The 20,174-nt window shown below is 59.4% G+C and carries 21 protein-coding genes and 1 tRNA gene; 15 read left to right on the forward strand and 7 right to left on the reverse strand.

Annotation, left to right across the window (positions count from 1 at the left end):
• Positions 1 to 25 precede the first annotated feature (25 nt).
• From BLU01_RS00205 to ycaC, 4 genes are all read left to right on the forward strand, one after another.
• Positions 26 to 769 carry a hypothetical protein gene (locus tag BLU01_RS00205; protein ID WP_092269162.1) on the forward strand — a complete coding sequence of 248 codons (744 nt, stop codon included), beginning with the start codon at positions 26 to 28 and terminating at the stop codon, positions 767 to 769.
• Positions 766 to 1,029, forward strand: a complete 264-nt coding sequence (locus BLU01_RS00210; protein ID WP_092269165.1) for a DUF2024 family protein — start codon at positions 766 to 768, stop codon at positions 1,027 to 1,029. Before BLU01_RS00205 ends, BLU01_RS00210 begins: the two co-directional genes overlap by 4 nt.
• Position 1,030: 1 nt before the next feature.
• A complete protein-coding gene (locus tag BLU01_RS00215) occupies positions 1,031 to 1,309 on the forward strand; it encodes a Rho-binding antiterminator (RefSeq protein WP_092269168.1) in 279 nt (92 codons plus the stop codon).
• Between the two features lie 169 nt (positions 1,310 to 1,478).
• Complete coding sequence (ycaC, locus tag BLU01_RS00220; protein WP_092269171.1) at positions 1,479 to 2,111, forward strand: isochorismate family cysteine hydrolase YcaC; 633 nt, start codon at positions 1,479 to 1,481, stop codon at positions 2,109 to 2,111.
• Positions 2,112 to 2,226: 115 nt separating this feature from the next.
• Here ycaC and BLU01_RS00225 read toward each other — a convergent pair.
• The 5 genes from BLU01_RS00225 to BLU01_RS00245 all read right to left on the reverse strand — a co-directional run bounded on the left by BLU01_RS00225 (position 2,227) and on the right by BLU01_RS00245 (position 5,999).
• Positions 2,227 to 2,302 (reverse strand) — tRNA-Gly (locus BLU01_RS00225).
• A 63-nt stretch (positions 2,303 to 2,365) separates the two neighbouring features.
• Positions 2,366 to 2,926 carry a CDP-diacylglycerol--glycerol-3-phosphate 3-phosphatidyltransferase gene (pgsA, locus tag BLU01_RS00230; protein ID WP_092269174.1) on the reverse strand — a complete coding sequence of 187 codons (561 nt, stop codon included), beginning with the start codon at positions 2,924 to 2,926 and terminating at the stop codon, positions 2,366 to 2,368.
• A gap of 33 nt (positions 2,927 to 2,959) precedes the next feature.
• Positions 2,960 to 4,783, reverse strand: coding sequence for an excinuclease ABC subunit UvrC (uvrC, locus tag BLU01_RS00235; RefSeq protein WP_092269177.1), 1,824 nt, complete (start codon positions 4,781 to 4,783; stop codon positions 2,960 to 2,962).
• A gap of 2 nt (positions 4,784 to 4,785) precedes the next feature.
• Entirely contained in the window at positions 4,786 to 5,427 is a 642-nt protein-coding gene (gacA, locus tag BLU01_RS00240) for a response regulator transcription factor GacA (RefSeq protein ID WP_082356623.1), read from the reverse strand.
• A gap of 104 nt (positions 5,428 to 5,531) precedes the next feature.
• Complete coding sequence (locus tag BLU01_RS00245) at positions 5,532 to 5,999, reverse strand: GNAT family N-acetyltransferase (RefSeq protein ID WP_092269180.1); 468 nt, start codon at positions 5,997 to 5,999, stop codon at positions 5,532 to 5,534.
• A gap of 161 nt (positions 6,000 to 6,160) precedes the next feature.
• Here BLU01_RS00245 and BLU01_RS28160 point away from each other — a divergent pair, with 161 nt between their 5' ends.
• Together BLU01_RS28160 and BLU01_RS00250 are read left to right on the forward strand one after the other, a co-directional pair.
• Positions 6,161 to 6,289 (forward strand): hypothetical protein, encoded by a 129-nt coding sequence (locus tag BLU01_RS28160; RefSeq protein WP_024164522.1) that lies wholly within the window; start codon positions 6,161 to 6,163, stop codon positions 6,287 to 6,289.
• A gap of 338 nt (positions 6,290 to 6,627) precedes the next feature.
• Entirely contained in the window at positions 6,628 to 7,701 is a 1,074-nt protein-coding gene (locus BLU01_RS00250; RefSeq protein ID WP_092269183.1) for a 3-deoxy-7-phosphoheptulonate synthase, read from the forward strand.
• Positions 7,702 to 7,776: 75 nt separating this feature from the next.
• Here BLU01_RS00250 and BLU01_RS00255 read toward each other — a convergent pair whose 3' ends face one another.
• Together BLU01_RS00255 and BLU01_RS00260 are read right to left on the reverse strand one after the other, a co-directional pair.
• Positions 7,777 to 8,814, reverse strand: coding sequence for a hypothetical protein (locus BLU01_RS00255; RefSeq protein WP_092269186.1), 1,038 nt, complete (start codon positions 8,812 to 8,814; stop codon positions 7,777 to 7,779).
• Positions 8,815 to 9,081, reverse strand: coding sequence for a hypothetical protein (locus BLU01_RS00260; protein ID WP_146197719.1), 267 nt, complete (start codon positions 9,079 to 9,081; stop codon positions 8,815 to 8,817).
• Between the two features lie 72 nt (positions 9,082 to 9,153).
• Between BLU01_RS00260 and BLU01_RS00265 the strand changes: the two genes are divergently transcribed.
• The 9 genes from BLU01_RS00265 to hbdH all read left to right on the forward strand — a co-directional run bounded on the left by BLU01_RS00265 (position 9,154) and on the right by hbdH (position 20,108).
• Positions 9,154 to 10,035 (forward strand): esterase/lipase family protein, encoded by an 882-nt coding sequence (locus BLU01_RS00265; protein WP_092269191.1) that lies wholly within the window; start codon positions 9,154 to 9,156, stop codon positions 10,033 to 10,035.
• 113 nt (positions 10,036 to 10,148) lie between these two features.
• Complete coding sequence (locus BLU01_RS00270; RefSeq protein ID WP_092269195.1) at positions 10,149 to 10,430, forward strand: peptidylprolyl isomerase; 282 nt, start codon at positions 10,149 to 10,151, stop codon at positions 10,428 to 10,430.
• A 136-nt stretch (positions 10,431 to 10,566) separates the two neighbouring features.
• Complete coding sequence (locus BLU01_RS00275) at positions 10,567 to 12,435, forward strand: extracellular solute-binding protein (RefSeq protein ID WP_092269198.1); 1,869 nt, start codon at positions 10,567 to 10,569, stop codon at positions 12,433 to 12,435.
• Positions 12,435 to 13,496, forward strand: coding sequence for a microcin C ABC transporter permease YejB (locus BLU01_RS00280; protein WP_092269201.1), 1,062 nt, complete (start codon positions 12,435 to 12,437; stop codon positions 13,494 to 13,496). The genes BLU01_RS00275 and BLU01_RS00280 overlap by 1 nt, the downstream gene beginning before the upstream one ends.
• Complete coding sequence (locus BLU01_RS00285; protein ID WP_092269204.1) at positions 13,496 to 14,518, forward strand: ABC transporter permease; 1,023 nt, start codon at positions 13,496 to 13,498, stop codon at positions 14,516 to 14,518. The genes BLU01_RS00280 and BLU01_RS00285 overlap by 1 nt, the downstream gene beginning before the upstream one ends.
• Positions 14,519 to 14,532: 14 nt before the next feature.
• A complete protein-coding gene (locus BLU01_RS00290) occupies positions 14,533 to 16,107 on the forward strand; it encodes an ABC transporter ATP-binding protein (protein ID WP_092269207.1) in 1,575 nt (524 codons plus the stop codon).
• A gap of 138 nt (positions 16,108 to 16,245) precedes the next feature.
• Positions 16,246 to 17,661 carry a sigma-54 interaction domain-containing protein gene (locus BLU01_RS00295; RefSeq protein ID WP_092269210.1) on the forward strand — a complete coding sequence of 472 codons (1,416 nt, stop codon included), beginning with the start codon at positions 16,246 to 16,248 and terminating at the stop codon, positions 17,659 to 17,661.
• A 274-nt stretch (positions 17,662 to 17,935) separates the two neighbouring features.
• Positions 17,936 to 19,327, forward strand: a complete 1,392-nt coding sequence (locus BLU01_RS00300; RefSeq protein ID WP_092269213.1) for a GntP family permease — start codon at positions 17,936 to 17,938, stop codon at positions 19,325 to 19,327.
• A 7-nt stretch (positions 19,328 to 19,334) separates the two neighbouring features.
• Positions 19,335 to 20,108, forward strand: coding sequence for a 3-hydroxybutyrate dehydrogenase (gene hbdH, locus BLU01_RS00305; protein WP_092269216.1), 774 nt, complete (start codon positions 19,335 to 19,337; stop codon positions 20,106 to 20,108).
• Positions 20,109 to 20,174: the final 66 nt, after the last annotated feature.

The raw sequence follows: 20,174 nt of genomic DNA on the forward strand, positions 1-20,174 counted from the left end.
CACCAACTAACCTTTGGAAGCCACCATGAAAACTGCATTGGCCATCGCCGTCAGCGCCCTCCTCACCTCGCAGGCCTGGGCCCACGAAAGCAATCACATTCACAGCGAACCGGGCAAAACCGACGCCGCTTTCGACCTGGTGCAAACCCGGGTTTTCAAGGACGGCAGCGACTTGGTCTTCGAGCAATTGGTTGACGGCAAGGCTGGCAGCCGCGTGCCGACCGCCAAGGGTTCGTTCGCCGGCGCCGAAGTCTACAGCTACGTCTGGCCGACCAGCCTCGACAGCGGCGCGGTCGGTTTCGACGCCAAGTCCGGCATTCTGGCGCTCGCCCTGACCTCGCACCCGGACTTCGACGACACGCCGCAGGCCGATGAAAACCACGACGGCAAGAAGGATAACGACGGTGGCCTGTGGCACTCGCACTGGGTGGTCTTGAGCAAGGATGAGAGCTGCGGCCCCGGCGGCCTGAAAGTGCGCGACATTCCCAAAGACGCGAAACCGAAACTGCCCGCGACCTGGCCCGGCGCGCCGATCTACATCGACTCTCCCGGTTACACGCTGAGCGTCAAGGAAAAGGCCGCGCAGATCCGTGTGCCGCTGGCCGCAGTCGGCTTTCCGCAAAGCTTCAATTTCGATGGCGTGACCGCCACGCTCAAGGTCAACGCCGACCTGCACAACCCGCTGCTGTGCGTCAGCAGCGTTTATGACATTGCCTCAGGCGACCTGTCGTTGCCGGGCACCTGGAAACTGGAGGGCAAGCAAAAATGACCATCAAAGTATTCGATACCCACGTGCGCACCAACACCGGCCGCTACCTGCACTTCGATGTGCTGATCGAAGGCAACGACACCGAGAAAGCCCAAGCGCACGCCCGTCAGTATCTGCTGGAAAAAGGCCTCAACGACGAAGACATTGCCCAGAGCGAATGCCGCTTCTGTCACGTCGAACCCGGTAACCCGGTGGTGGCGCAAGCGATCAGCCAACAGGGTTATTACATTCTTGAACTGCAAGGTTGTCAGGAGGATTGAAATGCACACCTATCAGCCGTTGAACTGTGATCTGCACGACTTTCTGGAAATCGCCTGCCTGCGCGGCTACGTGTTGAACGTCGAACGGGTCGACGGTCAACGGCTGATCGCCCGGGCCGTGACCACCCGCACTGCGCCGAGCAAGGAGGAATTCATGGTGTTTGAGCAGGATGGTCACACAGTGGAGTTGCGCCTCGATCAACTGCTGGCAATCACTCCGCTGGACGATCATGCAGAATTTGGCCGGATCGTTTTCAGTGAGGCCGTTTGCCGCTTTTGAGCTGGAGCGTTGGTATTGTCCTGTTTGAGTTGACAGTAAAACCGTTTCCAGGCGCTTTTTCATCTCGAGGCAGGTGATTAATCTGGGCCCATGTTGAACGAAGCGACTGACCCAGCTCAGCCCTACGGACGACGCCCTACCCCTACCAACCTCGATAAAGGATTTCATCATGAGCAACGCCACTTACAACCGCCTGAACAAAGATGACGCTGTAGTGTTGATGATCGACCACCAGACCGGTCTGATCTCGTTGGTACAGGACTTTTCGCCGAACGAGTTCAAGAACAACGTGCTGGCTCTGGCCGACGTTGCCAAGTTCTTCGAACTGCCGACCATTCTCACCACCAGTTTCGAACAAGGCCCCAACGGCCCGCTGGTCCCGGAGCTGAAAGAAATGTTCCCGGATGCGCCGTACATCGCCCGTCCTGGCCAGATCAACGCCTGGGATAACGAAGACTTCGTCAAAGCAATCAAGGCAACTGGCCGCAAGCAGCTGATCATTGCCGGCGTCGTGACCGATGTCTGCGTGACCTTCCCGACACTGTCGGCACTGGCTGAGGGGTTTGAAGTATTCGTGGTCACCGACTCTTCCGGCACCTTCAATACCACCGTGCAGCAAGCCGCCTGGAACCGCATGACTCAGGCCGGCGCGCAGATGATGAACTGGTTCTCGGTAGCCTGTGAGTTGCAGGTCGACTGGCGCAACGATATCGAAGGCCTGGGCAATCTGTTGTCGCAACGCATCCCGAACTACCGCAACCTGATGAACAGCTACTCGGCACTGGCAGCTCGCCAGGCGTAAGTCAGCAGCATCGCAAAAGCCCGCTTTTTAGCGGGCTTTTTGTTGTCTGCAAAATACGCCAAGCAAAAAACACGCAAAAAAAAGCGCCACTCAATGAGTGGCGCTTTTTAATATTTGGAGCGGGAAACGAGACTCGAACTCGCGACCCCGACCTTGGCAAGGTCGTGCTCTACCAACTGAGCTATTCCCGCGTCTTGGTGTGGCGCATTCTATAGAATCCAGAAGCCCCGTCAACCCCTTGATTCAAAAAAGTTTTATTTCTTTTCGACGTCGGTCTTCAGATGCGGCCAGGCAGCCCGCAGATACTGGACCATCGACCACAATGTCAGGCCTGCCGAGATCAGCAGCAACGCGTAACCGAACAATACCCAGAACGTAAAGTCCGACGGGTTGGCCAGCAGGATCACCAGCGCGAGCATTTGCGCGGCGGTTTTCCATTTGCCCAGGTTCGATACCGCAACGTGCGCACGGGCGCCGAGTTCGGCCATCCACTCGCGCAGCGCCGAGACAACGATCTCGCGACCGATAATCACCGCTGCCGGCAGCGTCAGCCACAGGTTGCCGTGTTCTTGCACCAGCAACACCAGCGCAACGGCGACCATCAGTTTGTCGGCCACCGGATCAAGAAATGCTCCGAAGGGTGTGCTTTGTTCCAGGCGGCGGGCCAGGTATCCGTCGAGCCAGTCAGTGGCTGCGGCGAAAGCGAAGACCGAACTGGAGGCCAGGTAGCTCCATTGGTAAGGCAGATAAAACAGCAGAATGAAGATCGGGATGAGCAGGACGCGTAAAACGGTAATCAGATTAGGGATATTCATCGGCACAACTGGCTACGAGGTGAGTTGGGCATTCTACTCGCTGTGCAGGTTTGCATAAATCGACTCAGCGAGCTTTTTACTGATCCCCGGTGCTTTGGCGATCTCTTCGATGCTGGCACGAGACAGCTCCTGCAATCCACCAAAATGTTTCAGCAAATCGCGGCGACGTGTCGGCCCAACCCCCGCAACGCCTTCCAGCGTTGACGTTCGGCGGGTTTTGCCACGTCGGGCGCGATGGCCGGTAATGGCGAAACGGTGAGCTTCGTCGCGAATTTGCTGGATCAAATGCAGCGCGGGGGAATCACCGCGCAACGTGAATTCATGTGCGGCGTCATTCAAATACAAGGTTTCAAAACCGGCCTTGCGCGTCGCCCCCTTGGCCACGCCCAACAAAATCTGGTCCGGCACCGCGAGTTCATTAAGCACGTCGCGCGCCATCGACAGCTGACCTTTGCCGCCGTCCACCAGCAAAATGTCGGGTAACTTGCCCTCGCCGTCCTTGAGTTTGCTGAAACGTCGGGTCAGGGCCTGGTGCATTGCCGCGTAATCATCGCCCGGCGTCACGCCTTCGATGTTGTAGCGGCGGTAATCGGACTTGATCGGCCCTTCCGGCCCGAACACCACGCAAGACGCCACGGTGGCTTCGCCGCTGGAGTGGCTGATGTCGTAGCATTCGAGGCGTTGCGGCGGCTCGTCGAGGTTCAGCACTTCGGCCAACGCATCGAAACGAGCGGCAACATGCTGACGATTGGCCAGACGTGCGCCCAATGCCTGCTCGGCGTTGGTGACCGCCAACTGCTGCCAGCGCGCCCGGGTGCCACGCACCCGATGGCTGATGGACAGTTCGCGACCGCGCAGTTCGTGGATGGCCTCGATCAGCACCGGAAAATCTTCGTGAACCACGTTGACGATCAGTTCGGCCGGCAAATCCCGTTCGGGACTGCTGATGAAGTACTGGCCCAGAAATGCCGCCATGACTTCGGAAACGTCTTCTTCAATACCGACTTGCGGGAAGAAGTTCTTGCTGCCGAGTACCCGCCCGCCACGCACGCTGATCAGGTGCACACAGGCGCCGCCCGGGTTGACGAACGCGGCGATCACGTCGATGTCACCGGAGCCGCCCTCCATGCTCTGCTGGTCCTGGACCCGCCGCAGCAAAGAAATCTGGTCGCGCAATTCGGCTGCGCGCTCGAACTCGAGGTTGATCGCCGCCTCTTCCATTCCGGCCGACAACTCGTCCGTCAGCGCGTTGCTGCGGCCTTCGAGGAACATCACCGAATGTCGCACGTCCTCGGCATACACTTCCGGCTCTACCAGCCCGACACACGGCGCCTTGCAACGTTTGATCTGATATTGCAGGCAGGGCCGCGTGCGGTTCTTGTAGTAGCTGTCTTCGCACTGGCGGACGAAAAAAGTTTTCTGCAACAGACTGAGGCTTTCACGAATGGCGCCGGCGCTGGGGTAAGGCCCGAAATATTTGCCTTTGGCTTTTTTTGCGCCACGGTGGATGCTCAGCCTTGGAAACTGGCCGTCCGACAGAAATACATACGGATAGGATTTGTCGTCGCGCAGCAGGATGTTGTACGGCGGCCGCCACTCCTTGATCAACGTCTGCTCAAGCAACAACGCTTCAGTTTCGTTGGAGGTGATCGTGGTTTCGACCTGGGCGATACGCCCAACCAGCGCCGCCGTTTTCGGCGCGAGACCGGATTTGCGGAAATAACTCGCCAGACGCTTCTTGAGGTTTTTGGCTTTGCCGACGTAAAGCAGGCGCGCGTCGCTGTCGAACATGCGGTAGACGCCTGGGCGTCCGCTCACTGTCGACAGGAATGCACTCGGATCGAAGACTTCAGTCATTTTCAGAGATTGGCATCAACCATGCCGTGACGAACCGCCAACAGTGTCAGTTCTACATCGCTGCTGATCGAAAGCTTCTCGAAAATGCGGTAACGGTAGGTATTCACGGTTTTCGGTGACAGACAGAGTTTGTCGGAAATGATCTGGACCTTTTGGCAACCGACAATCATCAGGGCGATCTGGATCTCGCGCTCGGACAATGCGTCGAAAGGTGAATCATTGGTTGGCTGGAACGACTTGATCGCCAGTTGCTGGGCAATCTGCGGGCTGATGTAGCGCTGGCCGGCAAACACCAGGCGAATGGCCTGGACCATTTCCGGCAGACCGGCGCCCTTGGTCAGATAACCCGCGGCCCCGGCTTGCAACAAGCGGGTCGGGAACGGATCTTCTTCGCACACAGTGACCGCGACAACTTTGATGTCCGGGTGACTGCGCAGCAGTTTTCGCGTGGCTTCAAGACCACCGATCCCGGGCATCTTGACGTCCATCAGAACCACATCGGGTTTCAACTCACGCGCCTTGAGCAGGGATTCCTCTCCCGACTCGGCCTGGCCGACTACTTGCAGGCCATCGATGTCAGCCAGCATTCGTGTAATGCCTGTACGAACGAGATCATGGTCATCGACTACTAGCACCCTAATCAAGCAGACACCTCGCGATATGGTCGTATTGGGTTGCCGGACACCTTAGCAAAAAGCGACTGGCAGACCTAGCGGCAAGCGGCATATAAAAAGTTTCAATTCGTCTTTCAGGGCTTGCTATCCGTGTGTTTCAGCGGGGAGCAGGCCCGGACATCGCGCTGCATTCTGAGGAAACACTCGTCCTCGCCGACCACCTCCAGGCCCATTCGCCGATACAGCGCCTGCGCCGGATTATTTTTGAACACGGTCAGGCGCAATGCAGGTTTTCGCTCGGCGCGGGCCTTGGCCAGAACCTGATCGATCGCCCAGGAACCGGCGCCCTGCCCGCGAAAGGCTTCGCTGATTTGCAATTCGCGGATGTACAGCGCCTTGGCATCACGACTCAGGCTGACGAATCCGCTGCAGAGGTCACCCTGCATGATCATCCAGTTTTCGCGCCCCGCCCAGGCGACATCGAAGGCTTCGTCCTGCCAGAGCAAATCGTACTGAATGTAGTAGCGCAGCATATTTTGACAGGTCAGCTCTCGCGCGAATCCCAGGTCCGAAGATGTCGCCGGCCGTAATGCGTAAGTCATTCAGAGCCCCGAAACAGTGACCGATTCGGCCGAGCCCCGAGTGTGTCACAACCCTGCGAGCACTCAAGCGATAGAAATTGCCGCGCAGCGCCGATAGCATTTTCTGATTGAATCCGCCTGCCGCCCTCTAGTAAGCTCGGCGCATTCATCGGAGACAGACCATGTTCAACGCCCTCTCACAGCTTCGTACCGTCAGCGCCCTGCGCTCGGTGGCGGCTGCCCGGGTGAATGACGTTTGCGCTCCGGTCAGCTTTTATTTTGGGTATTGGTTTAGCCACTGGCGCGCCTGATACCCACACGGCGCCCACTTTAAACGGGTCGCCACCAGAGAATTCTCAACCCCCGGTCGGCTTCCCGACCGGGGGTTTTGTTTTTTCAGCCGTACAAAAATTCAGCGACACCTACCAGACAACTTGAGGATTTACCCAATGAACTACGCCACTTATTACCGTCACGACAGTTTTTCCGCCTGGCGATTTACCAGCCTCCGCTCGGGACAGCCTGCCGCCTCCGATCGGTCACCCACAGGTGGCAAGCACACACACGCAGCCAATCCGGCCAATTGTCGAACACCCCAGTAGGGCCGAGCACGCGGGAACAAACCCGCCGCCAGCCCAGGAATTTGCATATGAACTCGTCCGTCTCCGCTTTGCCACTGTCCACCTTGAGCCCGGCCAATGAAGCACTGACCTTGCGTCTGCCCAGCTCATTGCAGCTCAAACAGCAATTACCTCTCAGCACTGCCCTGACCCAGCAAGTCGCCGCGCACCGCCAAGCCGTTCGCGCGATTCTCAACGGTGAAGACTCCCGTTTGCTGGTGATCGTCGGCCCTTGCTCGATCCACGACCCGCAGTCCGCATTGGAATACGCCGCCAACCTCGCCCGACTGGCCGCTGAGGTCAGCGACGAAATGCTTCTGGTGATGCGCGCCTACGTCGAAAAACCCCGCACGACTGTCGGCTGGAAAGGCCTGGCCTACGATCCGCACCTCGATGGCAGCGACGACATGGCCGCCGGCCTGACCCTGTCGCGAGAACTGATGCGCGAAATGCTCCAGCTCGGTTTGCCGATTGCCACCGAATTGCTGCAACCCATGGCCGCCGGGTACTTCGACGATTTGCTGAGCTGGGTTGCCATTGGCGCACGGACCACCGAATCGCAGATTCACCGCGAGATGGCCAGCGGCTTGAGCATGCCGGTCGGTTTCAAGAACGGCACCGACGGCGGCGTCACCGTCGCCAGCGACGCCATGCGTTCAGCGGCCCATCCGCACCGGCATTTCGGCGTGGACAGCCAAGGGCATCCGGCGATCATTCAAACCCCTGGCAACCCCGACACCCATCTGGTGCTGCGCGGCGGCCATCACGGCCCCAACTACGACCGCGAGAGCGTCGCCCGGATCAACCACGACCTGACCAAACTGAAAATTCCAGCACGGATCATGGTCGACTGTAGCCACGCCAACAGCGGCAAAAACCCGCTGCGCCAGCCTGCGGTGTTCAACGATGTTCTCGAACAACGTCTGCACGGTGATCGCTCGCTGATCGGCATGATGATCGAAAGCCACCTGTTCGAAGGCTGCCAGCCGTTGAGCCCGTCGTTGCAGTACGGCGTATCGGTGACCGACGGTTGCCTCGGCTGGACCGGCACCGAGCAGTTGCTGCGCGAGGCCGCCGAACAGTTGCGCGCACAAACGCGCTAACTATCAGGCCTTCCGGTTTTCAATCGAAGACTGGAAGGCCTGACAATTCAGCAATCGCTCAGCGTTGCACCTGTATCAGCCTTGCACCTGTACCAGAGCCGCTTCCGAAACCTGCGTCATGTCATCCAGCCGTTCAATCGAATAGCTGACTCGTACCGACGAGCCCTGATGCTCTCGCCAGAACCGATAGGGAACGACAAACACCAGCGGTTCGCCGGCCATCTCTTGTGAGATATCGCGCTCGTCGCGGTGACTGAAATGGCTGCCGTCGATTTTCAGATAGACCAACTCGCCCTCCTCGGTCTTCGGATCGTCAATCACGATGGTGACGCCATCAATCGAGTCTTGCAGGTCCAGCCAGCCTTCCTCGGCTTCCAGTATCACCGGAGCCAGCAGCGGCGCGCGTTGCAGCGGCCCGATGGACAGTTGGGTCGGCTCCGAGTAATGCGGCGCCTGGCCGTGTTGTTCAATGCAATACCTGATCATCACCGACTTACCCAAGACCGGCGCAATGAACTCGGGATTGACCCAGAACGACAGCGCCTGGCCAACGGCGAACGCTTCGATTTTCAGGCGGTCGCTGAAACTGGTCTGTGGCGTCGCGCCTTCCCAAAAGAGCACGGCACGATCTCCCGCCGCCATCCGCGCATACGGTCGAATCGTCACCCGCGCACCTTCAGTCACCCGATCCGGATCGAGTGTGCCGCTGACCGCATCATTGATCACAACCGGCAGCAACCCGCTGGGCGTATCGCCCACGTTCAACTGCAAACGCCGGGACTGCACCGACTCGGGCAGGCAACGGCTGGTGAGCGTGTAGTAAATCTCCAGAGAACCGCCATCAATCGCGCCGAGGTGCTGACGGGCGACGGAAGAAATCACCTCCCGGCCCACCTGGCGCTGGCTGACAAAATGCGTCGCGTCGTGTTGATAAGCCAGGCCTTCGGCGTCCAGCCCCGACCAATGCAGCACCAATCTGTCACCGCTCGCCATGCCCGGATAAGGCAGGACCCTGACGATGGCTTTTTTAAGTGCCGGATCAAGGACCTGGTTCTCAGCTTTTTCTACCTGTGGAGCTGCCAGCCTTCCTGCTTCTGCTTCAAGTGTGCTCATTCATCTACTCCAGTCCTTGGTATACGTGCCGTCCCGCAGGGCGGCATCGAACGAGGCCCATTTAAGCTCAACGTTTTGCTGGCGGATGTCAGGGGATCGCTCTACAGAGGCCAGGCAAATGCTGTCCGCTCGGTAGGCCACTGGTGCGAATTCCGTGTATCCACGCAAAAAGATGTCGAAATGTTCCGAAACAGGCTTCACCCAGATCGGAAATTTCATACTTTTTCTATTCCGTTTTCCCGCAATCACCGCGGCTTTTTCGTACATCGCCTACCCGCTGGAGTGTTTTAGAGTGGCCGTCTGCTCACCTCCCTGAACTTCTGCGAAAAAGGTAAGAACATGCAACGGAATGCGACAACTCAACATCCAATCCTTCTGGTACATGGTCTTTTTGGCTTCGACCGTATCGGCAAAGTCGAATTGTTCCAGGACGTCAAGCAGGCTCTGCGCAGCCACGGCGCCAGGGTCTTCGTACCACACCTGTCGGCTACCCATAGCAACGAGGTACGCGGCGAACAGTTGTTGGCGCAGATTGATCGTGTTTTACAAGGAACCGGCGCACGTCAGGTCAACCTGATTGGCCACAGCCAAGGTGCATTGGCAGCCCGTTACGCTGCGGCCATCGCGCCAGATTGCGTGGCGTCGGTGACCTCCGTCAGTGGCCCGAATCACGGCTCGGAACTGGCGGACTCGTTGCGCATGGCGCTTAAGCCCGGGCGTTTACCGGAGAAAGTGGCCAAGCAGATCGCAACGTTATTTGCAGACTTTCTGTCGCTGCTCAGCGGCAACCATCAGATGCCGCAAAACGCCGTCGCCGCGCTCAACGCGCTGACCACCGAAGGCGTCGGCGCCTTCAATGACAAATACCCGCAAGGCCTGCCGAAAACCTGGGGCGGCAAGGGTAAAGAGCTGGTCAATGGTGTGCGTTATTACTCGTGGAGCGGCATTTTGCCGGAATCGATCATTGATGAAGGCCTCGGTGCTTTCGACCCGGCCCACGCTTTCCTGCGGGCCTTTTCCGAATACTTCACCACCGAAGCCGGGCAAAACGACGGGCTGGTCGGTCGCTTCAGCTCGCACTTGGGCAAGGTGATTCGTTCGGATTACCCGATGGACCATCTGGACAGCCTGATGCACACGCCGGGACGCAGCCGCAAAGGCGTCGACCCGATCGAGCTGTACCTGCTGCATGCCGAGCGTCTGAGAAAAGTCGGGCTCTGATCCGGCGCCCCGGTTTGCCCCGCTGGCCAGCTTCGGATGGAACTTTGAGAAGAAATAGGCCACTGAATCCGGTAGGCTCCGCACTTTACTGAACATTGACTGGAGAATTTCCCATGCCTAAAGCCACTGCCCGTCACATCCTCGTTGCCAGCGAAGACAAGTGCAACGAACTGAAAACGCAAATCGAAGGTGGCGCTGATTTCGCCGAAGTTGCCAAGGCCAACTCCACTTGCCCGTCCAGCCGTCAGGGCGGTGATCTGGGTTCGTTCGGTCCAGGCCAGATGGTCAAGGAATTCGACACCGTGGTTTTCAGCGCGCCGATCAACGTCGTGCAAGGCCCGGTTAAAACCCAGTTCGGTTATCACCTGCTGGAAGTGACCAGCCGCCAGGACTGATCCGACGCCTGAGTTTTGTGCACAGCGGCCCGCCTTTTGGTGGGCCGTTGTGTTTGCGATACGTGATACGGCTGGCGAGGGACGCGCCGCTAGCGTACAAATTGTGCTTATCGATCACCCGGCTCTAAGGCTGACAATGCGACTGGCTTTCCCTACTTTGCTATTCACTGCCGCAGCCCTGCTGTTGAGCGCCGTTGGTGTGAATGCAGCACCGCAACATGCACTGACCGTGTATGGCGAACCGGCGAAATATCCTGCCGGCTTCAGTCACTTCGCCTACGCCAATCCGCGGGCGCCCAAGGGCGGCACCATGCGCCGCTCCGCAATCGAGATCGGTCACTTCGATCACATCCTTCCTTATATAGACAAAGGCATCGGCGTTAACCAGATCGATGGTTTGCTCTATTCGCCGCTGGCTCAGCGTTCCCAGGACGAGCCCTACACGGTGTACGGCCTGGTGGCGCAGCAGATCGAGCGCTCCGAAGACGGCTTGTCGCTGCGTTTCTACCTGAACCCGAAAGCGCGTTTCGCCGATGGCAAGCCGATCACCGCCCAAGACGTGCGTTACACCTTCGACTTGCTGATGACCCAGGGCAGTCTGCGCTATCGCACGCAATTCGCCGACGTCAAAGAAGTGGTGATCGAGTCGCCGCTGGTGGTCCGTTTCGACTTCAAAAGCAACGAAAACCGTACCCTGCCGCTCGACGTCGCGACGCTGCCGGTGTTCCCCGAGCATTGGTGGAAAACCCGCGATTTCGCCAGTGGCGGCGGTTACGAGCCGCCGTTGGGCAGCGGCCCTTATCGTGTCGGCAAAGTCGATTCCGGGCGCAGCATTACCTTTGAGCGCAATGCCGACTGGTGGGGCAAAGACCTGCCGGTCAGCCGTGGCTTGTACAACTTCGATCACTTCAGCATCGAGTATTTCGGCGATACCGACGTCGCCCGCCAAGTGCTGCGCGGCGGCGCCTACGACTACAACCGCGAATTCTCCGCGACGGGTTACTCGATCGGCTACGAAAGCCCGGCGCTCAGTGACGGTCGTCTACGCAAGGCGCATCTGGCTACCGAAGCGCCGCAAGCCGCCCAGGGTTTTGTGTTCAATCTGCAAAATCCGCTGTTCGAGGACCGCCGCGTGCGCCAAGCCCTGGCGATGCTCTGGGATTTCGAATGGAGCAACCGGCAGATGATGCGCAACTTGTACATCCGCCAGCAGAGCTTCTTCTCCAACACCGACCTCGCCGCGCGCAAACTGCCGGACGAGGCCGAGTTGAAAATTCTCGAACCGCTGCGCGGGCAGATTCCCGACGAAGTCTTCAGCAAAGTGTTCGAAGCACCGAAAACCGATGGCAGCGGGGTGATTCGCGACAAACAGCTGCAGGCGCTGGAGCTGCTGGAACAAGCCGGCTGGAAACCCGACGGCGATCAACTGGTGAATGCCCAAGGCCAGCCGCTGAGTTTCACCTTCCTCACCAGCCAGAACGGCCTCGACCGCTTGCTCCTGCCGTATAAACGCACGCTGAAACAGATCGGCATCGACCTGAACATCCGCCGCATCGACTCCTCGCAATACGTCAACCGCCTGATGTCGCGCGACTACGACATGATCATCACCGGCTACCCGGTCACCACCTCCCCCGGCAGCGAACTGGTGAATTATTTTGGTTCCTCGTCGGCCAACGATCCCGGCGCCAACAACTACATGGTGCTCAAGGACCCGGCCGTCGACAGCTTGATCAACGGCCTGATTCGCGCCGACACCCAGGCCGACATGCTGCATTACGCCCACGCGCTGGACCGGGTGTTGCAATGGAATTACTACTGGATTCCCAACTATTACCCGCCGGGCAGTTCGACCGTATGGTGGAACCGTTTCGGCATTCCCAACGTGCAAGCGAGCAATGACGAAGCGATCGAAAGTTGGTGGCAAGTGAGCTCGACGCCGCTGACCAACGAGCAGATGACCGCCGAATTGATCAAACGCGGGCAATCCGGAGGAGCGCACTGATGTGGGCTTACATACTGCGGCGTTTGCTGCTGATCATTCCGACGCTGGTGATCATTCTGTTGGTCAACTTTGTGATCGTCCAAGCGGCGCCCGGTGGTCCGGTGGAACAGGCGATTGCGCACCTGCAAGGCATCGGCGGCGCCAGTGTCGGCGGCGGTTCGGGCGAAACCCTGCACGGCAATTCGCGCGCCAGTCGCGGGTTGGACCCGCAGTTGATCAAAGAAATTGAAAAACAGTACGGCTTCGATAAACCGGCCCCGGAACGCCTGTGGCTGATGCTCAAAAGCTATGCGCAACTGGACTTCGGCAAGAGCTTTTTCCGCGGCGCGACGGTGACTGACCTGATCCTCGAAAAAATGCCAGTGACCATTTCCCTCGGGCTCTGGGCGACGCTGATCACCTATCTGGTGTCGATCCCGCTGGGCATCCGCAAAGCCGTGCACCACGGCAGCCATTTCGACATCTGGAGCAGCACCGCGATCATCATTGGCTACGCGATGCCGGCATTCCTCTTTGCGATGTTTTTGATCGTGGTCTTCGCCGGCGGCACTTCGCTGAACTGGTTCCCGGTGCGCGGTCTGGTTTCGGACAATTTCGAATCGCTGTCGACCGTGGGCAAAGTCGCCGACTACTTCTGGCATCTGGTATTGCCGGTCACGGCGCTGGTGATCGGCGGCTTCGCGACGTTGACCATCCTCACCAAGAACTCTTTCCTCAATGAAATCACCCGCCAGTACGTAGTCACCGCGCGAGCCAAAGGCTTGAGCGAGCGCCGCGTGCTTTACGGCCACGTGTTTCGCAACGCGATGTTGCTGGTGGTTTCGGGCATTCCGCAGGCGTTTATCAGCGTGTTTTTTGCCGGTTCGCTGTTGATCGAAGTGATCTTCTCCCTCGACGGCCTCGGCCGCATGAGTTACGAAGCGGCGGTATCGCGGGACTATCCCGTGGTGTTCGGTTCGTTGTTCATCTTCACGTTGTTCGGACTGCTGATAAAACTGGTCGGCGACCTTTGCTACACCCTGGTCGACCCGCGTATCGACTTCGCCGCGAGGAACGCCTGATGGTCAAGCTCTCGCCGCTGGGCCGACGCCGTTTCGAACGTTTCAAGAAAAACCGCCGTGGCTGGTGGTCGCTGTGGCTGTTTATCGGCCTCTTCCTGTTAACCCTCGGCGGCGAACTGATTGCCAACGACAAGCCGTTGATCGTCAGTTATCAGGACTCGCTGTACTTCCCGGCGTTCAAGCGCCACACCGAGCAGGAGTTTGGCGGGCAACTGCCGTTCCAGGCCGATTACCGCAGCGATTACGTGCAGAAGCTGATCAAGCAGGATGGCGGCTGGCTGCTGTTTCCGCCGATCCCGTTCAGTGACGACACGCCGAACTATGACCTCAACAAACCGGCGCCGAGCCCGCCGTCCGAGGTCAACTGGCTGGGCACCGACGACCAGGCGCGCGATGTGCTGGCACGGGTGATTTTCGGCGCGCGGGTGTCGATTCTGTTTGCGCTGATGCTGACGTTTGTCAGTGCGCTGATCGGCATCGCTGCCGGTGCGCTGCAAGGTTATTACGGCGGCTGGGTGGATTTGCTGGGCCAGCGTTTGCTCGAAGTCTGGTCGGGGCTGCCGGTGCTTTATCTGTTGATCATCCTCTCGGGTTTCGTCGAACCTAATTTCTGGTGGTTGCTGGGGATCATGGCGCTGTTTTCCTGGTTGGCGCTGGTCGATGTAGTGCGCGCCGAGTTCTTGCGCGGACGTAACCTGGAATACGTCAAAGCCGCACGCGCACTGGGCCTCAGCGACCGTAAAGTGATCGTCCGGCATATCCTGCCCAACGCCATGAACGCGACCCTGAGTTATCTGCCATTCATTTTGACCGGGGCGATTTCGACGCTGACGGCGTTGGATTTCCTCGGTTTCGGCATGCCGGCCGGCAGCGCTTCGCTGGGCGAACTGATCGCCCAAGGCAAGCAAAACCTGCAAGCGCCGTGGCTGGGACTGACCGCATTTTTCACCCTGGCGCTGATTCTTTCTTTATTAGTGTTCATCGGCGAGGCGTTGCGTGACGCCTTCGACCCAAGATCATGAAGCGGACACTGGACATGACTGAAAACCTCATCGAAATCCGTGACCTCAACGTCGCCTTCAGCGGCCAGACCGTGGTGCGCAATCTGTGCCTGGACATCCGCCCCGGCGAGTGCCTGGCGCTGGTCGGCGAGTCGGGTTCGGGCAAATCGGTGACCGCGCATTCGATCCTGCAACTGCTACCCGAAGAAGGCACCGTGACCACTGGCAGCATTCGTTATCGCGGCCAGGAGCTGGTCGGCGCCGATGCCAAGGTCTTGCGTCAGTTGCGCGGCGACCGCATCGCGATGATTTTCCAAGAGCCGATGACCTCGCTGAACCCGCTGCACAGCATCGAAAAGCAGATCGGCGAAACCTTGCTGGTGCACAAGGGCCTGGCGGGCAAAGCGGCGCAGGCGCGGATTCTTGAGTTGCTGGGACTGGTCGGCATCCAACATCCCAAGGAACGGCTCAAGGCTTATCCGCATCAGTTGTCCGGCGGCCAACGGCAGCGGGTGATGATCGCCATGGCCCTGGCCTGCGAACCGGAATTGCTGATCGCCGACGAGCCGACCACCGCGCTCGACGTCACGGTGCAACGCAAAATTCTGCTGCTGCTCAAATCCCTGCAACAACGCCTCGGCATGTCGCTGTTATTGATCAGCCATGACCTCAATCTGGTGCGCAGCATCGCCCAGCGGGTTTGCGTGATGAAGGCCGGGGACATTGTCGAGCAAGCACCGTGCGAAACGCTGTTTACCGAGCCGAAACATCCTTACAGCTGCGTGCTGCTCAACGCCGAACCGGAGGGTGAAGCGCTGCCGCGCGATGAGCGCGAGAACGTGCTGGAGGTCGACGACTTGCGAGTCAAATTCGCCATGGGCGGCGGTTTGTTTCAGCGCAAGACCTATTTGCACGCGGTGGATGGCATCAGCCTCAACGTGCAGCGCGGCAAGACCTTGGGCATCGTCGGTGAGTCCGGTTCGGGCAAGTCGACGCTGGGTCAGGCGATCCTGCGGTTGCTCGATTCCGAAGGCAGCATTCGCTTTCAGGGTGAGGCGCTGGACGGTTTGACGCAAAAGCAGCTGCGACCGTGGCGCAAGAAAATGCAGGTGGTGTTCCAGGATCCTTTCGGCAGTTTGAGCCCGCGCATGTCGGTGGCGCAGATCATCAGCGAAGGCCTGGAAGTGCACAGCCAGCTGACCGCCGAACAGTGCAAGGCTGAAGTGATTCGCGCACTCGAGGAGGTTGGCCTCGACCCGCAGAGCCGCCATCGTTATCCGCACGAGTTTTCCGGTGGCCAGCGCCAACGCATCGCCATCGCCCGCGCACTGGTGCTGAAACCGGCGCTGATCCTGCTCGACGAACCGACCTCGGCGCTCGACCGCACGGTGCAAAAACAAGTGGTCGCCCTGCTCCGCGATCTGCAGGAAAAGCATGGGCTGACCTATCTATTCATCAGCCACGACCTGGCGGTGGTGCGCGCGCTGGCGCACGACATGATCGTGATCAAGGACGGCAAAGTCGTGGAAAGCGGCGCTAGCCATGACGTGTTTGATACGCCGCAGCATCCGTACACCAAGGAACTGCTGGCGGCGGCGCATTTGGTGTAAGGCCTTGTAACCGAGGTGCGGCCATCGCGAGCAAGCTCGCTCCCACATTGGATTTTTGAACGCCGCAAATCCAATGTGGGAGCGAGCTTGCTCGCGATGGGGCCCTGAAAACCACCACAACTTCCGGACCTGACCAACATGAACACCAGCGAAAGCCTCAAGGACTACCAGCGCGTGCGCTTGCTGGCGATCCGTTCGTTGTTCGAGATCATCGAGCAATCGAGCGAAGGCACGGTGATTGTCGACCGCGACGCCAACATCGTCTGGATGAACGAGCGCTACGCCCGGCGTTTTGGTCTGGAGTCCGCTGAAGTGGCGATCGGCAAATCCTGTGAAAGTGTGATCCCCGGCAGTTTGTTACGCGAAGTGGTGCGCACCGGGCGGCCGATTCTGCTCGACATGCAAGACACGCCCAAGGAACCGCTGGTGGTGATGCGCCTGCCGATCCACGACGACGCCGGCGCGGTGATTGGCGCCATCGGTTTTGCCTTGTTCGATGAATTGCGCAGCCTGTCGCCGATGCTCAAGCGCTACCTGAGCATGCAGGAAGAACTGGCCTCGACCCGTTCGCTGCTGCGTGCGCGCCAGACCAAATACAACTTTGCCCATTTCATCGGCACCAGCGCCGCCAGCCTTGAGGTCAAACGCCGCGCCCGACGCAGTGCCAGCGCCGAATCACCCGTGTTGCTGCTCGGCGAAACCGGCACCGGCAAAGAGCTGTTGGCACAGGCCATTCACGGCGCTTCGCCGCGCGCGCACAAGGCGTTTGTCAGCATCAACAGCGCGGCGATTCCCGAGGCGTTGCTGGAAGCGGAATTCTTCGGCACCGCCCCCGGCGCGTTCACCGGCGCCGATCGCAAGGGCCGGGTCGGCAAACTGCAAATCGCCCAGGGCGGTACGTTGTTTCTTGATGAAATCGGCGACATGCCGTTGCCGCTGCAAAGCAAACTGCTGCGGGTGTTGCAGGAAAAAGAGTTCGAACCGGTGGGTTCCAACGAAGTGATCCAGAGCGATGTGCGGGTGATTGCGGCGACGTCTACTGACCTCGAAGCGGCGATCAAGCGCGGCGAGTTTCGTGCGGATCTGTATTACCGGCTCAACGTGTTGCCGATCCAGGTGCCGCCGCTACGTGATCGTCTGGATGATATTCCGGCGCTCAGCGAAGCGATTCTTGAAGAACTGCGCAGTCAGCATGAATTGAATCGCGAAGCGCTGAAGTTACTTGGGCAGCATGCCTGGCCGGGGAATATTCGCGAACTGCGTAACGTGCTGGAGCGCGCGGCGTTGTTGAGTGATGACCTGGTGCTGACAGCGACGGATATGCGCGGGGCGATTGGCACGTTTACGCCGGTTGAGCGTGTGGCGAATTCGGTGTTTGAGCCGGTGGTTCTGGAAACGTTTAGCCAGGCGCGGGAGCGGTTTGATCGCCAGTTGATTGAGGCGGCACTGGCGCAATGTGGCGGCAAAGTGGTTGAAGCGGCGGCGCGATTGGGGCTGGGGCGGTCAACTTTGTACAAGAAGATGGTGGCGTTGGGGATTGTTGAGTCTCTTTAGAGAGATATTGATCTCTGTTGGTAGACAGGGCCCCTTCGCGGGCAAGCCTCGCTCCTACAAGGCCGGCGCCGTATCTGTAGGAGCGAGGCTTGCCCACGAAAGCGTCCTCACCGACAAAGCAAATCTCAAAACCGAGACAAATTTCAAAATACGCCTCCCATCAAAAAATATTCCGCTTATATTTCAAGACCTTATCCATCTGGCACGATTCCCGCTAAAGCCCTCTCCCACAAGCATCACCCTACAAAAATAACAAACCAGGAGACACACCCCCATGAGTGTGATCATTGCCTTGGCAGCGCTGACGCTGCTGATGCTGGCTGCCTACCGTGGCTACAGCGTTATCCTTTTTGCCCCGATTGCCGCCCTCGGTGCGGTGCTGCTCACCGATCCGTCCGCCGTCGCACCCGCGTTTACCGGGGTGTTCATGGACAAGATGGTCGGTTTCATCAAACTGTATTTCCCGGTGTTCCTGCTCGGCGCGGTGTTCGGCAAGCTGATCGAGTTGTCGGGTTTCTCGCGCTCGATTGTTGCGGCGGCCATTCGCTTGCTCGGCACGCGGCAAGCGATGCTGGTGATTGTGCTGGTCTGTGCGCTGCTGACGTACGGCGGCGTTTCGCTGTTTGTGGTGGTGTTTGCGGCGTACCCGTTTGCCGCCGAGATGTTCCGCCAGAGCAATATCCCCAAACGCCTGATCCCGGCGACCATCGCCCTCGGCGCGTTTTCCTTCACCATGGACGCCCTGCCCGGCACCCCGCAAATACAGAACATCATCCCCAGTACCTTCTTCAACACCACCGCGTGGGCCGCGCCGTGGCTGGGGCTGATCGGGACGATCTTCGTGTTCTGCGCCGGCATGCTGTTTCTGCAACGCCAACGCAACAAGGCCCAGCGTGCCGGTGAAGGTTACGGCACCGAGTTGCGCAACGAACCGGAAACCGCTGCCGACATCAAGCTGCCCAATCCGTGGATCGCGCTGTCGCCGCTGTTGGCGGTGGGCATCATGAACCTGCTGTTCACTCACTGGATTCCGCAGTGGTACGGCAAGACCCACAGCCTGTCGTTGCCCGGCATGGCGACGCCGGTCACCACTGAAATCGCCAAACTCACGGCGATCTGGGCGGTGCAAGCGGCGCTGCTGGTCGGCATCCTCATGGTGTTGGCGTTTGGTTTTCAGGCGATCCGCAGCAAGCTGGCCGAGGGCAGCAAAAGTGCGGTCAGCGGCGCGCTGCTGGCGGCGATGAACACCGCGTCCGAATACGGCTTTGGCGCGGTGATCGCGTCCTTGCCGGGGTTCCTGGTGCTGGCCGACTGGCTGAAGAACATTCCCAATCCGCTGGTCAATGAAGCGATCACCGTGACCCTGTTGGCCGGCATCACCGGTTCGGCGTCGGGCGGCATGAGCATTGCGCTGGCGGCGATGGCCAATGATTTCATTGCCGCAGCGCACGCGGCGGACATTCCGCTGGAAGTGCTGCACCGCGTGGCGGCGATGGCCAGCGGCGGCATGGACACCCTGCCGCACAACGGCGCGGTGATTACCCTGCTCGCGGTCACCGGGCTGACGCACCGCGAAGCCTACAAAGACATTTTCTGTATTACGCTGATCAAGACCCTGGCGGTTTTTGTGGTGATCGGTACTTTCTACGCCACTGGCATTGTGTGAGGTATTCATGACGACTCTGACAGGCAAGACCGCATTGGTCACCGGTTCCACCAGCGGCATCGGCCTGGGCATTGCCCTGAGCCTGGCCAAGGCTGGGGCCAACGTGGTCCTCAATGGTTTCGGCGATGCGGCGGCAGTGATTGCCGAGGTCGGGCAATTTGGCGGCAAGGTCGGCCATCACCCGGCCGACGTCAGCGACCCGCAGCAGATCGCCGAGATGATCGCCTACGCCGAGCGTGAGTTCGGCGGCGTCGACATTCTGGTGAACAACGCGGGCATTCAGCATGTGGCGGCGGTGGAAGATTTTCCGCTGGAGCGCTGGGATTCGATTATCGCGATCAACTTGTCGTCGGTGTTTCACAGCAGCCGTTTGTGCCTGCCGCAGATGCGCGCAAAGAATTGGGGGCGGATCATCAATATCGCCTCGGTGCACGGCCAGGTCGGCTCGGTGGGCAAAGCGGCGTATGTCGCGGCCAAGCATGGGGTGATCGGGTTGACCAAAGTGGTCGGCCTCGAAACCGCGACCACGCAGGTGACGTGCAATGCGATTTGTCCGGGTTGGGTGCTGACGCCGCTGGTGCAAAAGCAGATTGATGACCGCGCCGCCAAAGGCATCGACCCGCAGCAGGCGCAGCATGATTTGCTCGCCGAGAAGCAGCCGTCGCTGGAATTCGTCACACCGCCGCAACTCGGCGAACTGGTGCTGTTTCTGTGCAGCGAGGCCGGCAGCCAGGTGCGTGGCGCGGCGTGGAATATTGATGGCGGGTGGTTGGCGCAGTAACCAGGCGCTAGACCCCGAATGCGTGCGGTTTGCTGTGGCGAGGGGGCTAGCCCCCGTTGGGTCGCG

It is taken from the genome of Pseudomonas prosekii, from assembly GCF_900105155.1.
Classification (GTDB): domain Bacteria; phylum Pseudomonadota; class Gammaproteobacteria; order Pseudomonadales; family Pseudomonadaceae; genus Aquipseudomonas; species Aquipseudomonas prosekii.